We start from the raw sequence: 13,849 nt of genomic DNA on the forward strand, positions 1-13,849 counted from the left end.
CGCGTGGATGCGGCCTTCAGCGTGGATGCGGCCTTCAGCGTGGAGGCTGCGTCGCCGTGGCGGGAGGTGAGGTCGGCTCGGCCTCGGTCTGCGCGCCACCGCCCCGGAGCCGACGCAGGATGCGCGGGGCTTCGGCGGCGAAGCGTTCCTGGGCGTCCGGAAGGGGGCGGTCCCACAGGTCGCTGAGCTCCGTGCCGGGGAGTCCCGCGCCGAAGCGCACCTTCAAGTCCCGGCCGATGAGCGCATAGCGCGCCTCCCAGCCAATGGTGGTGAGCAGGTAGCGCCGAGGGTCTGGGCGGCTCATGGGAATCCCGTCACCGAGCTGCTCCGGTGAGTGGGTGTCACCCAGCAGGTCGAACAGGGTGGGCACCAGGTCGATGTGGCCGGTGACGGCCTCGACCTGCCCAGTCGGAAGCTTCTCGTCGAAGACGAGCATGGGGACATGGAGCTGCAGCTCGGTGACGTCGCTGGCGTGGCCGACCCGGCCGTGCTCGCGGAACTCCTCGCCATGGTCGCCAGTGAAGATGACCAGGGGGCGCGTTCCGCGTGTGGCCTCCCACTGGCTCAAGAGCTCTTCCACCTTGGTGTCCACCTCGTAGGCGGAGTTCCAGGCGCGGGCCTTGAGGTGCTCGGCGGGGACTCGCGCGGTGGCCAGGCCTCCCTTGCCGTCCCAGGCGGGGGTGAACACCGCCGAGCGCGGCGGGTAGTCGTAGTCGAAGTGCGTGCCCGCGAAGAACACGAAGGTGAAGAGCGGCGTGTCCTTGGGTGTCGTGCGCACCATGTCCAGCGCGTCCTTCACCATGGCGGTGTCTCGCAGGTGGCTGCGGCCCTCGTAGTCCGTGCGCAGGCCGCCATGCACGTCGCGGAACACGGTGTCCTTCAAGCCCATCCAGTCCACGGAGGACGCGGCGAAGAAGGCCTGGCGATAGCCATTCTCCCGGAGCGCCGGGAAGAGCAGGGGCGAGCGCCCGGCGCCGACCACCGCGTCGCGGCGCTGTGCTTCCAGTCCGAAGAAGAGGCTGAAGAGAGAGTAGTCCGTGGAGCTCGCCGCGCTGTGGTGATGGAGGAAGCGTGTGCCGTGCTCCGCCCTGCGCCAGAGGTGGGGCATGACGTCCGGGCGGAAGAAGTCGTCGCGTAGACTCTCCACGAGGATGAGGACGATGTCGGGCCGGCGCGTGAAGCGCACCGAGGCGGGGTCGATGGTCGACGCGGGGACGCCGGCCTCGGGGCTCACGCCCAGCCGCAGCCCGGATGCGGGGGGCCTGTCCGTCAGCCGTGTGAGCAGGGTGTTCATGCGCACGGGGGGTTGCAGGGGCAGGGTGGTGGCCGCGTGCAGCACGGCGCCACCATGGGCGAAGACGAGCCATGCGCTCGTCAGTCTCTCCACCGCGGTGACGAGGACGAGGATGGCGATGAGCCGGGCGACGTGGCGCGGACGGGGGACTCGCCGCAGGAAGTGGACGCCCGCCCAGACATCGAGCGCGAGGACGCCCAGTGTCGCCGCGCCCAGGAGCGCCAGCTCATGGGGAGCAAGCCCCGTCTCCGCGAGCGCGCGCGGCTGCATGGCCACCGCTAGCACCAGCCCGTTGATGTGGAAGCCCAGGGAGGACAGGACGAGCGCGTCCACGCCGAGCATGGCCACGCCCAGCGCCACCATCACCGGCAGGGCCAGCGCATAGCGCCGCCCGAGCAGTATCAGGGGCAGGGTGGCCACGAAGGTGAGCAGCCCCAGGAACAGCGCCTGGACGATGCCGCCCACCAGGAGCACGGGGCGCAAGGAGCTGGCCAGCCTCCCCACGGAGTCGAGCAGGGGGGCACCGAAGAAGAGCAGCGCGAGCAGCCCATGCAGCGTGCACCAGAGCAGCGCGGGGCCGAGCAAAGGCAGGGCGTCGGCCAACCGCGGGCGGAGCCTCTCGGCGGGAGTGACGGTGGCGGGAGGCATCCGAGACATCGCGCCTCCTGCTAGCCCGCCGCAGGCTGATGTTCAAGGAAGACAGGAACGCCCGGCCGCCCCCTCGCAGTGGATGCACGCCCACTCACGCGACGCGTCGGATAGAGCCTCACATGTCTCGTGTCCGGCGGCTTAGCGGTGCCGGGAGCGGAGGTGAAGCGCCACGTGCACGAGGTGCCGGGTGGAGCCGCACCTCATGTCTCGTGTCCGATGGCTCGGCGGTGCCAGGATGGGAGCATGCCGCCACGCAAGCTCGTGCGACACCTCGTCTGGCTGGAGTCCTTCACCGCGGCGGTGGAGGCGGGCAGCATTGAATCGGCCGCCGAGCACCTGGGTGTGGCCCGCTCCGTGGTGAGCGAGCACATCCGCGCGCTGGAGATGGCGCTGGCGGAGGGCGCCACGCTGCTGGAGCGCGGACCCGGCCGACGCCTCCAGCTCACCGCTCGGGGAGAGCGTCTTTTCGCTGGCACCCAGACGCCCCTGCACCAACTCGACATGAAGCGGCTGCGCGACCTGGCCAGCGCGGAGCCCGTGGTGCGCCTGGGCCTCAATCCCACCCTGTCCATCTCCTTGCTCGGGAAGGTCGCCCGCGACGCCGCCGCCACCGGACTCAAGCTGGTGCTCAGCTTCGGCGGACCGCACGAATTGACGCGGCAGGTGCAGACGCGACAGCTCGACCTGGCGCTGGACTTCACCCCGCTGCCGCCCCACGAAGGCGTGGAGTCGGAGTCCCTGCTGCGCATGTCCTTCGTCGTGCTCGCCGGCCCGGGGAACGCGCTGGCGAGCATGGCCTCGTCCCGGCGGACGCTGCACGTGAAGGACCTGGACGGTCAGCCCTTCGTGGACTGGCTGCGAGACGACCCCTACGGCGGCGCCAACAGCGCGCGCTTCGCCGCCCATGGGGTCAAGGTGGCCGAGGTGGCCCGAGTCGAAAGCTTCCTGCTGCTCTACGAACTGCTGCGCGCCTTCAGCGCCTGCGCGATTACGCCCGACCTGCGGCCGATGCACCCCTTTCCCCCCGACATGCACGCCTGGCCCCTCAAGGAGGACGAGCCCCAGGCCGTGGAAGTCGTGGCCCTCTGGCCCTCCGGCGCGCTCAGTCCCGGTGCCTCCACCGTCCTCGACGGACTGCGTCAGCGCGTATGAGTGCTCGTCGTTAAATCGACGAAGGCGTCGAATTCTGCCGGTTTTCCGGAGCCTCCTGCGCCTGTATCTTCTCTGGGCTGAAAGTTTTCACCAGGAGTGCCCGGATATGACGCCAACGGAACTGACGATATCCCGCCTGCCCGCGCATCTGCGGCGCTACGTGGTGAGCCAGGACTACGACGCGTATACGCCGAGAGACCACGCCGTCTGGCGGCACATCCTGGGCAAGCTGCGCGGGCACCTCGGGGAGCGGGCGCACTCCGTCTATCTGGAGGGGTTGTCGGCGACGGGCATCAACCTGGAGTCCATCCCCAGCCTGGACGAGATGAACGAGCGGCTGTCGCGGCTGGGCTGGGCGTGCGTGGGCGTGCGCGGCTTCATTCCGCCGGCGGTCTTCACCGAACTCCAGTCGATGGGAGTTTTGGCCATCGCCTCGGACATCCGCACGCACGAGCACATCGAGTACACGCCCGCGCCGGACATCGTCCATGAGAGCGCGGGGCACGCGCCCATCATCGCCAACCGGCGGTACGCGGAGTACCTGAAGGCGTGCGGCCTCGTGGGCTTCAAGTCCATCGCGAGCGTGGAGGACCAGGCCGTCTTCGAGGCCATCCGCAACCTGTCGGTGGTGAAGGAAGACCCGGACGCGAGCCCGGAAGAGGTCGCTCACTCAGAGGCGCGACTGGAGGCGGCGAGCGCCAGCCGTCGGTACGTGAGTGAGAGCACGCGGGCGACCCGGCTGTACTGGTGGACCGCGGAGTACGGCCTCGTCGGGGGCCTGGAGTCGCCGCGCATCTACGGCGCGGGGCTGCTGTCGAGCATCGGCGAGGCGGCACTCTGTCTGACGCCGGCCGTGCGGAAGCTGCCGCTCGGCGTGGCGTGCGCGGACATGGACTTCGATATCACCCGGATGCAGCCGCAGCTCTTCGTGGCGCGGGACTTCGAGCACCTGTTCGAGGTGCTGTCGGAGTTCGAGTCCACGCTGGCGTGGAAGCGCGGCGGCGACTTCGGGCTGGAGGTGGCCCGGCAGGCGCGCACGGTGAATCACCTGGTGCTGGCGGATGGCCGCGAGGTGACGGGGCGCGTCCTGGAAACGGTGGCCGCGCCCGCCGAGGTGGCCCCGGGGCTCACCACCGCGCTGGTGCGGATGGAGGGTCCGGTCCTCACCTCGCGCGGTGGCAAGGGGGACGGGAGTCGGCCGTGGAACGGTCCGGCGCTGGTGGCCTTCGGTGCGGGCAGCCTCCCGGAGCGTGGAACGTTCAAGTTGTCACTGGCCAGTGGGCTGGAGCTGGAGGGCTTCGCGGCGGGCGGAGGCGAGGTGCTGGCGCTGCGGGCTCGGCTCGCGGGCCGCGCGCTGGACGTGCCCGCGGTGACGAAGCTCTTCGTCACCACGCACCTGCCCTCGGTAGCGGGTGGGCCGGCGGACCCGGAGACGTGGGACCGGTGGTTCGGCGAGCTGGGGGCGTTCGCGGAAGGTGACGGCGAGTCGAAGGCGCGCGAGCGCAAGGCGCTGGCCCTGCACCCGTCGCTCGCGGCGCTCTACCGGGAGGTGCGCGGCCTGCGCGATTCGGGGAAGGCGAAGCCGGAGCGTCTGGCGCAGATCGCCGCCGCCGCGACGGACTTCCAGGACGACTGGCTGCTGCGCGCCGAGGTTGACGAGCTGAAGGCCCGGGCCTGAGGTCGCGTCCCGGGGAGTGAAACGTTCCATCGAGTGCCGCGCCTCCCCGCGTGGCCGCTCCTTGCTTGCCGTCACCCATGAAAACGACGCGGGCCCGACCACGTAGAAGTCACGTGGTCAGGCCCGTCGTTGACGTCAGTGCTCCCGCGACATCCGCGGGGGACGACCGCCGTGCTCACTTCTCCTTGGAGGCAATCTTCCGCAGCGCCTTCTGGTCCCTCACGCAGAGGATGCGGCCGACATTGCCGAGCACGCCCTCGCGCTTCATCTCGTTGATGAGCGTGGACACGAACGAGCGCGACGCGCCCACCAGGTCCGCCAGGTCCTGCTGCGTGATTCCGCGCAGGTCCGTCTCACCGCCGTGGGGGCAGCGCTCACCGTGCGCCTCCACCAGCGTCAGCAGGGTGTCCGCCAGCCGCGCGGGAACTTCCTTGAAGGTCAGCCCCAGCACGCGCTTGCGCAGGGCACGCACGCGCTCGGCGTAGGCGCGCACCACGTCCACCGCCAGCGCCGGCCGGGCCTCGAGCTGCGCGCGGAAGTCGCGGCCCTCGATGCTCCACACCTCGGCCTCGCCCGCGGCGATGGCCATCTCTTCAATCGGCGTCCCCTCGGGGCGGAACAGCTCGCCGAACAAGTCGCCGGGGCGGAGGATGGACACCACCGAGCGGGTGCCATTCTTCCCGATGCGCATCAGCCGGACGCGGCCGGACTTGAGCAGATAGACGCGGTCCGTGTTGTCGCCAGGACGGTAGATGGTCGAGTTGTGCGGGAAGGACTCGACCTTGAAGTAGCCCTTGAAGTCGATGGCCTCCTGCCCCGGAACAAGCTTGTTCGCGGTGACCATCATCCCGGAGCTGGTTGCCTGGAGCGGCGCCACGACGTTGGAACCGATAGGGCCGAGGGGGCGATTGAAACCGTGCATGGCATTCACTCCGTGGAAAGCAATCGGGGGTAGGACCGGCCGCCTGCTTCAGCGGCAACGGGGCTTACCTTTTCCAAGGAACGTGCCAGTGGGGAATGAAGTGCTCCGGGGGGAACACATCCAAGAATGCCGGGTACTTAGCGCTAGAGGCCCGTAGCACCCACCTGTCTGTGTCCGAAACCTGAAACAGAACGTTCAAACAGTCTGATCATGTTGAACGAAACGTTCAAAGGGTGGGGCCCTTTGTCGTGGCCCGGACAGTGTTCAGGGGTCGTCTTTCACGGTGAACCCGTGCCCTAGAGGGTTCTGTCCCTGTGAAAGATTGTACTTCTGCAGTTTGCGCTCGAGGGTGGGGCGACTGATTTTAAGAATCTGGCAGGTGCGACCCTTGTGCCCCTTTGTGACGGCCATGGCACGGGCGATGAGCATCCGTTCAGCTTCCTCGAGCGTGGGGATGAGGCTGGCGTCATCCACCGCGGGGGCGGTGAACATGAGGGTATTGCTGGCGGCGCGGCCCGACTCCGGGGAGGGCGGGATGTCCAGCGTGGGCAGGTCATCCCCGCGCAACACATCGCCCGGCGCGAGCACCACGGCGCGGGTGAGCACGTTCTCCAGTTCGCGCACGTTGCCCCGCCAGGGCAGGCGCGTCAGGCGCTCCATGACTTCGGTGGGCACGCGGGTGACGCGCTTGTGCACCTTCTCGTTGATGCGCTCGAGCAGGTGCTTGACGAGCAACTGGATGTCCTCGCGCCGCTCGCGCAGCGGGGGAATCAGGAGGGTAATCACCTTGAGGCGCTGGTAGAGGTCCTCGCGGAAGCGGAGGTGCTCCACCTCCTCGGAGAGGTTGCGGTGGGTGGCGGCGATGACGCGGGCGCGCAGCTTGATGCGCTTGACGCCGCCCACGCGCTCGAACTCGCGCTCCTGGAGCACGCGCAAGAGCTTGGCCTGGAGCATCATCGACATGTCGCCAATCTCGTCGAGGAAGACGGTGCCTTCCTCGGCCAGCTCGAACTTGCCGGGCTTGCCCGCCGTCGCGCCGGTGAAGGCGCCCTTCTCGTGGCCGAACAGCTCGCTCTCCAGCAGCGTGTCGACGATGGCCGAGCAGTTGATGCCGATGAAGGGCCGGGGCTCGTCGTACGAGTAGTTGTGGATGACGCGGGCGATGAGCTCCTTGCCGGTGCCGCTCTCACCCGTAATCAGCACGGTGGCGTGGCTGCCCGTCACCTTGCCAATCTCCTTCACCAACTGCTGCATGGAGGGGCTGGTGCCGACGATGTCGCCCAGGCGCACCGCGGCGTTCTCCCGGTTCACCTCGTCCGCGCGGCGTGACAGCTGGCGGTACTCCAGCGCGCGCTCGACGACGAGGTCCAACGCGGCCGGGTCCGGGAAGGGCTTGTGGATGTAGTCGAAGGCCCCCGCCTTCATCGCCCGGATGGTGGTCTCCATGTCGTGGTAGGCGGTGACGAGGATGATGCGCGCGTCGCCGCACAGCCCCTTCATCTCCTCGATGATCTCCAGACCGGTGCGGTCCGGCAGCATCATGTCGAGGATGACCACGCTGGGCATGGAGTCCTGCGCCGCGCGCAGCCCCGCCGCGGCGCTGGTGGCGGTGGCCACCTGGTAGCGTGGCTGGCCGTCGTGTTCGATCTCCTCGAAGTGCATCTTCAACGTCTCGAGGAGAGACACGTCGTCATCGACGATGAGAAGGGTCTCCATCATGGCTTCCTTCTCAGGTGGCGAATGTGAGCGTGAAGACCATGCCGGGCTCGGCGCTGCCTTCGGCGGCGACGTCCCCTCCTTGTCCCATCATCACCCGGCGCAGCGCGGCGAGTGACAGTCCCGCGCCGCGCGCCAGCCTCGAGCCGAAGGGCTCGAAGAGGGTGCCGTTCTCCTCCGGAGGCAGGGCGGCGGCGGGGTCCTTGAGTACCATCAGCACGCGGCCCGGCGGGCCCCGGCGAAGGGCCACCTCCACCGGACTGTCCTCGGGTCGACCCATGGCCACGTTGAGCAGCACCTGGGCCAGCACGGGCCGCAGGCGGTTGGGGTCCACGCGCACGCGAGGCAGCTCCGCCTCCTCGTCCACGCGCACCTCGATGCGGCGCTCGGCCAGTTCGGGCGCCACCATGCCCGTGGCCTCTTGAATCACCGAGCGCAGCACGTGCGCGTCCAGGTTGGGCGTGGTGTCGCGGCCATACTCGGACAGGAGCCAGAGCATGCGCTCCATGGTGCGAATCTCGCGGTTGGCGATGGTCAGCCGCCGCCTGTCCCGGTCCGACAGGCCCGTGTTCCGGGCCAGCGTCTGCACCGCCATCTTCACGGAGGACAGGGGGTTGCGAATCTCGTGGCTGAGGGAGCTCGACAGTCGGGAGATCTGCACCGGCGGGGCGCCTTCCAACAGGACGTTGAGGTCCTGGGCGCACGCTCCGGCCTCGCCCTCGTCCAGGCCGAGCGTCAGCCGCAGGGGCGTGGCGTCCTCGTTCCCCAGCGCCGAGGAGATGAACTCCACGGCGCGGCGGTCCTCGCGGGCCCGTGCGTCCAGCTCGCGGGCGCGCTCGGCGGAGACACCGAGGACCTGGTGGAGAGGACGGTCGAGCAGCTCCTCGACGGGGCGGCGGAGCACGGCGGCGCAGTCACCCTGCGCGCGGGTCACCCGCAGGCCTGGAGACCAGGCGAGCAATGCGGCTTGCAGGAGGTGGGCGTTCATTGGTGGGTCCCGAACATAACGAGTAAGGTTCCGCGCTGTCCCCTTATGTCCCTCATCGCGCGTTTCCCGAAGAACCTTGTGTCGGCCCTCCTCTTCCTTTCAGGAGGTACGGCGCTGGTCTACGAGTTGGTCTGGTCCAAGTATCTCGGGAACGTCCTGGGCAACAGTGGGCAGGCGCACGCGGTGGTGCTCGCCACCTTCATGGGCGGCCTGGCGCTCGGTGCATCTGTCTTCGGGAGGACAGCGGACCGGGTGAAGAGCCCGCTGGCCTTGTACGGAGTGCTCGAGTTGGGCGTGGCGCTGTACGCGCTGGCCTTCCCGTACGTGCTGGATGCCCTGGGGGCCCTGTGGCTGGCGGTCGCGCCCGGCGTGCCGGATGGGTGGCGGGTGGGGCCCCGGCTGCTGGTGGCGGCGGTGTCGCTGGTGGTGCCCACGCTGCTGATGGGCGGCACGTTGCCGGCGCTGGTGCGGCACTTCGCGGACAGCCTCTCCGGGGTGCAGCGGGAGCTGGCGCGGCTGTACGCCGTCAACAGCCTGGGCGCGGCGCTGGGCGTCTTCATCGCGGGAACGAAGCTGGTGCCGGTGCTGGGCCTGTCCGCTTCCGCGAAGCTGGCCGCGGGGCTCAACCTGCTCCTGGCCGTCGCGGCGCTGCTGCTCGCGCGCAGGCATCCTCCCGCCCTGGCGCCGGGACAGGCCGCGCCGGTGTCCGAGAGCACGGCGAACCTGGCCTATCCCCGCGTGGCGGTGCGAGCGGCGCTGGTGGGCGTGGCGCTGTCGGGCTTCACGTCCATGCTGTACCAGGTGACGTGGATTCGGCTCTTGTCCATCGTCCTGGGCGCGTCCACGTACGCCTTCACGCTCATCCTCACCGCGTTCATCCTGGGCATCGGCCTGGGCAGCTTCTGGCTGATGACGCGCGCTCAGAAGTCGGACCCGCTGAAGCTGTACGGGCAGATGCAGGTGGCGCTGGTGGCCAGCCTCTGCGTGGCCCTGCCGCTCTACGTGCGGCTGCCGCACCTGTTCCGCTCGGCGCAGTGGATGATGACGCGCTCGGTGGACACGTGGCCATTGTTCCAGTTGTTGACGTTTGGCTTCTGCTGCCTCGTCCTGCTGGTGCCCACGTTCTTCATGGGCGCGGCCTTCCCGGCGGCGGCGCGCGTGGCCACGGCGAAGGTGTCCGAGGTCGGCCGTGAGCTGGGCGGCGTGTACCTGTGGAACACGGTGGGCACGATTACGGGCTCCGCGCTGGGCGGCCTGGTGCTGATGCCGTGGTGGGGCATGGAGGGCAACTTCGTGGCGGGCGTGGTGGCGAACCTCGCCGCCGCCGCGCTGGCCTTCCACGCGCTGCCGGGCCGTCCCTCAAGCCCCGTGCGAGCGCTGTGGCCGGTGGGCGCCGTGGCCCTGTTGGCGGCGGTGGTGCTGGGCGGCATGAGCGGCTGGTCCGTCCGGCTGTCGGGCATCGCCTCCATCCGCTCCCACCAGAAGCCCCCGGAGAGCTACGCGAAGCTGGTGGAGGAGACGGAGAAGAACATCCACCCCATCTTCTACCGCGACGACACCTTCGCCACGGTGATGGTGGCCGACTACCCGCAGGACCACCTGCGCTTCATGAAGCTCAACGGCAAGATTGACGCCTCCAACGGCAGCGACGTGGAGACGCAGGTGATTGCCGGACACCTGGGCGCGCTGCTGCACCCGCGCGAGCCCAAGAATGTGCTCCTCGTGGGCGCGGGGGCGGCGATTACCGCGGGCAGCGTGCTGGCGCATCCGGTGGAGCGGCTGGACATGGTGGAGATCGCCCCGGCGGTCATCGACGCCGCGCGCCTGTTCAAGGAGGACAACCGCAACGCGGTGGATGACACCCGCACCCGCGTCCACATCGACGACGCGAAGACGTTCATGGCGCTGGCCGAGCGCAAGTACGACCTGGTGGTGAGCGTGCCCTCCAACCCGTGGGTGGCGGGCGTGTCCGGCCTCTTCACGCGGGACTTCTTCCAGACGGTGGACCGCCACCTCGCGGATGACGGCGTGCTGGTGCAGTGGATCCACACCTACGAGAGCAACGACGAGCTCATCCGGCTGGTGGTCCGCACGCTGCGCGACACCTTCCCGCATGCCACGACGTGGCTGGGGCCGCATGACCTGGTGCTCGTGGCCAGCCGCAAGCCGCTGGCCTTCGACGCGGAGCGCCTGGCCCAGCGGATGGCGGTGCCGGAGGTTCGCGCGGACATGGGGCGCGTGGGGCTGACGGACGTCTTCGCGCTCCTGTCCAAGCAGGTGCACAGCGAGGATGGGCAGCTCGCCTTCGCGGGTCCGGGCCCCATCAACACGGATGACCACAACCTGCTGGAGTACGCCTCGCCCATCGCGTTCTTCGTCGCGAACATCGACGTGCGCGTGAAGGACGAGCGCCGCTCTCCCGAAGGCGGCTCGCGGCTGTTCCTGGAGGACTACCTGCGCCAGCACCCGCCCACGGCCGAGGAGGCCGCGCGGCTGTACCGCAACATGGAGCGCTACCACGCGGCGAATGATCCACTGGTGCGCGGCGTGGCCACGCTGTGGCGCTCGGTGGCGCCCGACAGCCGCGAGGCGACGGTGGCGCTGGGCAAGGCCGCCCTGGCCCAGAAGGATTTGACGCTGGCTGCTTCCCTCCTGGAGCCGGAGGTGGCGAAGGGCGGGCGTGAGCCGGAGCTGGTCGCCGCCTACCTGAAGCTCGTCGCCGAGCGGGCCTGGGCGACCCGGACGGTGTGGACCCCCGTGGACGCGGCCCCCGCGCTGGCGCTGGGCCGGCAGGTGGCCTCCGAGTTCCCCGCTGACGCGGAACTCGCACGCGCCGTGCGAAACCTGTGCGATGCTCTCCCCGCCTCGGCGTGCGCCCCCTCGAAGACGCCTGTCGCAGCCCCGGTTGGCCCCTGAGCGGCCTTCCAGTCTCTGAGAAAAAGAGCTATCCGCCGGGAATTACAGGGGATTGGCCCCATCCTCCCGATGACGGATGGAGGTGCAGGTGGGATCTCCCGTACTGTGCTTTTCAACCCCGAGTAACAGGGTGTCTTTCCCGTTCTGAACCCCAGGAGACTTCCCATGAAGGCGATCTCGAAGAAGAACCAGCTCCGCAAGGCTCGTGGTCAGGGCATGACCGAGTACATCATCATCGTTGCCCTCATCGCGATCGCCGCCATCGGCGTTGTGACGCTGTTCGGCGACAACATTCGCAAGCTGTTCGGCGCCTCCGCGGCGGCCCTGGCGGGTAACTCCAACGTCGCCAACGACGGCCAGAGCTCCAACGTCGCCCTGAACAAGAAGACCATGAAGAGCTTCGGCGAGAACAACGCCTACTAAGCTTTCGTGTCTTGGATGCATCGCCTCACGGCGGTGCCTCTACTCACGTGGCGGGTGTCCTCTTCATCGAGGGCCCCGCCATGTTTCTTTGTGCGCTCGTGCTCGGCGGCAGGGCAGGTGGCCGGGGCGCGGCGCGAAGTCCAGGATGCCCCCGTGACCGAGCCCTCCTCCGCGGACCTCTTGCTGCTGCGTCGCCGGGTGGTGCTGTACCGGGTGCTGTCGCTGGTGCTGACGGTGTCCTTGCTGGGCGTGTTGTTCGCCGTGAAGCGGGCGATGACGGTGCCCGAGGACCCGGAGGTCGAGGTCTTCGACGTGCCCGCAGTCTTCGAGTCGCTGGCGAAGAAGAACCCCGACGCGGCGGACATCTCCGACACCTTCTTCTTCTCGGACAGCGCCACGGTGCATCTGCACGTCATGGGGCGCGGGCAGGCGTGTCCGCTGCACATCCACCGCCGGACGCATGAGGCCACCGTCATCGTCGCGGGGCAGGCGGAGGTGCATCAAATCTGGGGGCGGGAGGGGGTGCTGGCGGAGCGGCGGGGGATGCATCATCCCGGTGCGTTGATTGCCTCCGAGCCCTTCACCGGCCACGCGTGGTTCAACCGCGCGGAGGACCAGATGCTGGGCAACCTCGTGTTCGCCACGCCGCGCTTCGACGGAAACCTGTACGTCGAGCCGACGGATGCGCGACTGGCGCAGGGGCCCGAGCCCTTCACCTACGCGCCGACCCGCGCGCTCGTCATGCTGGCGGAACAGGCAGGGGGCGTGACGGTGGAGACGTTGCCGGCGCTGGAGGGGAAGATGTCCAGCGTGGTGCTCGCCAAGGGGGAGCATGCCCTGACGGCCACGCGCGCAGAGCCCGCCATCGTCTACGTGGCGGAGGGCTCGGGCTCGTTGGAAGCGGCGGACGAGCGGCCGGTGAAGCCGGGCCAGCTCTGGGTGCTACGCCGCGACGCGACGGTGCGCGTGGCGGAGGGGGCCTCGCTGATGATGTATGTCTTTCGTCCTCCCGTGGACGCTCCGCCAGACGTGGCGCGCGCGCCCTGAGGCGCCCGAGGCTTTGTTGCCTCGCGATGAACGCCCGAGACTTCGCGGTGGATGGCCCGAAGGTCCACTCCACAACGGCCGGTGCCGAGGCGCGTTGCATGAAGGACTCGAGGGGCGCGACTCGCACGGAGACCGTGCGCCCAACCCGCCCGATGATGTTCGGAGGGCCGCCCGAGCCCCCATTTGAGGGAGCCCGTGACAGGTTGCCCGCTTCATTCGTGGCGTCTCGACGTGGCGGGGGTTGACCCTCACGCGGCGTGAGGCCTTAGACATCTCATCCGAGGTGAAGAGATGGCTCTGACGGTCAGCCAGGTGGCCCGATTGGCGAAGGTCAGCGTTCGGGCGCTGCATCACTACGACGAGCTTGGCCTGCTGTGTCCTTCGGGGCGCAGCGAGGCGGGGTATCGGCTGTACACGCAGGCGGACCTGGAGCGGTTGCAGCAGGTGCTCTTCTTCCGGGAGCTCGCCTTCCCGCTGGAGGAGATCCGCCGCATCCTGGGTGACCCTCGCTTCGACCTTCGCGCGGCCTTGCTCATGCAGAGGCAGTTGCTGACCGAGCGGGCCTCGCGGCTGGACGCACTCCGCCACGCCGTGGACGCGGCGTTGGACGCACTGGACCAGGGGAAGACGATGGACAGCGAGAAGATGTTCGAGGCGTTTGGGGACTTCGACCCCTCGAAGTACGAGGCCGAGGTGAAGGAGCGCTGGGGCGACACGGAGGCCTACAAGGAATCGGCCCGGCGGACCTCGCGCTACAAGAAGGAGGACTGGAGCGCCATCAAGGCGGAAGGGGACCAGCTCATGAAGGCGCTCGCGGAGCACCTCGGAGCAGGACGCGCGCCGACGGAGCCCGAGGTGCTGGCGCTCGCGGAGGCGCATCGTCAGTACATCTCGAAGTGGTTCTACCCGTGCTCATACGTCATCCACCGGGGGCTCGGGGAGATGTACGTGAGTGACTCTCGCTTCACGGAGAACATCGACAGCGTGAAGCCCGGGCTCTCGCGGTACCTGCGAGATGCCTTCGTGGCCAACGCGGAACGCAACGGCGTGGAGTCGTGACGT

10 protein-coding genes are annotated in these 13,849 nt (G+C 68.9%); 6 read left to right on the forward strand and 4 right to left on the reverse strand.

Features of this window, described 5'->3' with window-relative positions:
- Nucleotides 1-34 precede the first annotated feature (34 nt).
- Complete coding sequence (locus HUA75_RS05250) at nucleotides 35-1,951, reverse strand: sulfatase-like hydrolase/transferase (protein ID WP_174485693.1); 1,917 nt, start codon at nucleotides 1,949-1,951, stop codon at nucleotides 35-37.
- A gap of 237 nt (nucleotides 1,952-2,188) precedes the next feature.
- Between HUA75_RS05250 and HUA75_RS05255 the strand changes: the two genes are divergently transcribed.
- On the forward strand, nucleotides 2,189-3,097 hold the full coding sequence (locus HUA75_RS05255) for a LysR family transcriptional regulator (protein ID WP_141643900.1): 909 nt from the start codon (nucleotides 2,189-2,191) through the stop codon (nucleotides 3,095-3,097).
- Nucleotides 3,098-3,203: 106 nt separating this feature from the next.
- Nucleotides 3,204-4,775, forward strand: coding sequence for an aromatic amino acid hydroxylase (locus HUA75_RS05260; protein ID WP_141643901.1), 1,572 nt, complete (start codon nucleotides 3,204-3,206; stop codon nucleotides 4,773-4,775).
- A gap of 175 nt (nucleotides 4,776-4,950) precedes the next feature.
- On the opposite strand, the gene mrpC is transcribed toward HUA75_RS05260, so the two are convergent.
- From mrpC to HUA75_RS05275, 3 genes are all read right to left on the reverse strand, one after another.
- A complete protein-coding gene (mrpC, locus tag HUA75_RS05265) occupies nucleotides 4,951-5,697 on the reverse strand; it encodes a Crp/Fnr family transcriptional regulator MrpC (protein ID WP_015351149.1) in 747 nt (248 codons plus the stop codon).
- Nucleotides 5,698-5,961: 264 nt separating this feature from the next.
- Complete coding sequence (locus tag HUA75_RS05270) at nucleotides 5,962-7,413, reverse strand: sigma-54 dependent transcriptional regulator (protein ID WP_174485920.1); 1,452 nt, start codon at nucleotides 7,411-7,413, stop codon at nucleotides 5,962-5,964.
- A gap of 13 nt (nucleotides 7,414-7,426) precedes the next feature.
- On the reverse strand, nucleotides 7,427-8,401 hold the full coding sequence (locus HUA75_RS05275) for a sensor histidine kinase KdpD (RefSeq protein ID WP_141643902.1): 975 nt from the start codon (nucleotides 8,399-8,401) through the stop codon (nucleotides 7,427-7,429).
- A gap of 45 nt (nucleotides 8,402-8,446) precedes the next feature.
- Between HUA75_RS05275 and HUA75_RS05280 the strand changes: the two genes are divergently transcribed.
- The 4 genes from HUA75_RS05280 to HUA75_RS05295 all read left to right on the forward strand — a co-directional run bounded on the left by HUA75_RS05280 (nucleotide 8,447) and on the right by HUA75_RS05295 (nucleotide 13,846).
- Nucleotides 8,447-11,317 carry a fused MFS/spermidine synthase gene (locus tag HUA75_RS05280; protein WP_174485694.1) on the forward strand — a complete coding sequence of 957 codons (2,871 nt, stop codon included), beginning with the start codon at nucleotides 8,447-8,449 and terminating at the stop codon, nucleotides 11,315-11,317.
- Between the two features lie 165 nt (nucleotides 11,318-11,482).
- The gene (locus HUA75_RS05285) at nucleotides 11,483-11,740 is read left to right on the forward strand and encodes a hypothetical protein (RefSeq protein WP_141643904.1); all 258 of its coding nucleotides are present in this window, start codon (nucleotides 11,483-11,485) and stop codon (nucleotides 11,738-11,740) included.
- A gap of 153 nt (nucleotides 11,741-11,893) precedes the next feature.
- On the forward strand, nucleotides 11,894-12,787 hold the full coding sequence (locus tag HUA75_RS05290) for a hypothetical protein (protein WP_174485695.1): 894 nt from the start codon (nucleotides 11,894-11,896) through the stop codon (nucleotides 12,785-12,787).
- 291 nt (nucleotides 12,788-13,078) lie between these two features.
- Nucleotides 13,079-13,846, forward strand: coding sequence for a MerR family transcriptional regulator (locus HUA75_RS05295; protein WP_174465320.1), 768 nt, complete (start codon nucleotides 13,079-13,081; stop codon nucleotides 13,844-13,846).
- Nucleotides 13,847-13,849 lie beyond the last annotated feature (3 nt).

Origin of the sequence: Myxococcus sp. CA040A, assembly GCF_013336725.1 — a bacterium.
GTDB lineage: Bacteria > Myxococcota > Myxococcia > Myxococcales > Myxococcaceae > Myxococcus > Myxococcus llanfairpwllgwyngyllgogerychwyrndrobwllllantysiliogogogochensis.

Excerpts from the sequence above, each read along its gene's own strand:
- HUA75_RS05250 (WP_174485693.1), bottom strand. The coding sequence starts at position 1,951 with ATGTCTCGGATGCCTCCCGCCACCGTCACTCCCGCCGAGAGGCTCCGC.
- HUA75_RS05255 (WP_141643900.1), top strand. The coding sequence starts at position 2,189 with ATGCCGCCACGCAAGCTCGTGCGACACCTCGTCTGGCTGGAGTCCTTC.
- HUA75_RS05260 (WP_141643901.1), top strand. The coding sequence starts at position 3,204 with ATGACGCCAACGGAACTGACGATATCCCGCCTGCCCGCGCATCTGCGG.
- mrpC (WP_015351149.1), bottom strand. The coding sequence starts at position 5,697 with ATGCACGGTTTCAATCGCCCCCTCGGCCCTATCGGTTCCAACGTCGTG.
- HUA75_RS05270 (WP_174485920.1), bottom strand. The coding sequence starts at position 7,413 with ATGGAGACCCTTCTCATCGTCGATGACGACGTGTCTCTCCTCGAGACG.
- HUA75_RS05275 (WP_141643902.1), bottom strand. The coding sequence starts at position 8,401 with ATGAACGCCCACCTCCTGCAAGCCGCATTGCTCGCCTGGTCTCCAGGC.
- HUA75_RS05280 (WP_174485694.1), top strand. The coding sequence starts at position 8,447 with ATGTCCCTCATCGCGCGTTTCCCGAAGAACCTTGTGTCGGCCCTCCTC.
- HUA75_RS05285 (WP_141643904.1), top strand. The coding sequence starts at position 11,483 with ATGAAGGCGATCTCGAAGAAGAACCAGCTCCGCAAGGCTCGTGGTCAG.
- HUA75_RS05295 (WP_174465320.1), top strand. The coding sequence starts at position 13,079 with ATGGCTCTGACGGTCAGCCAGGTGGCCCGATTGGCGAAGGTCAGCGTT.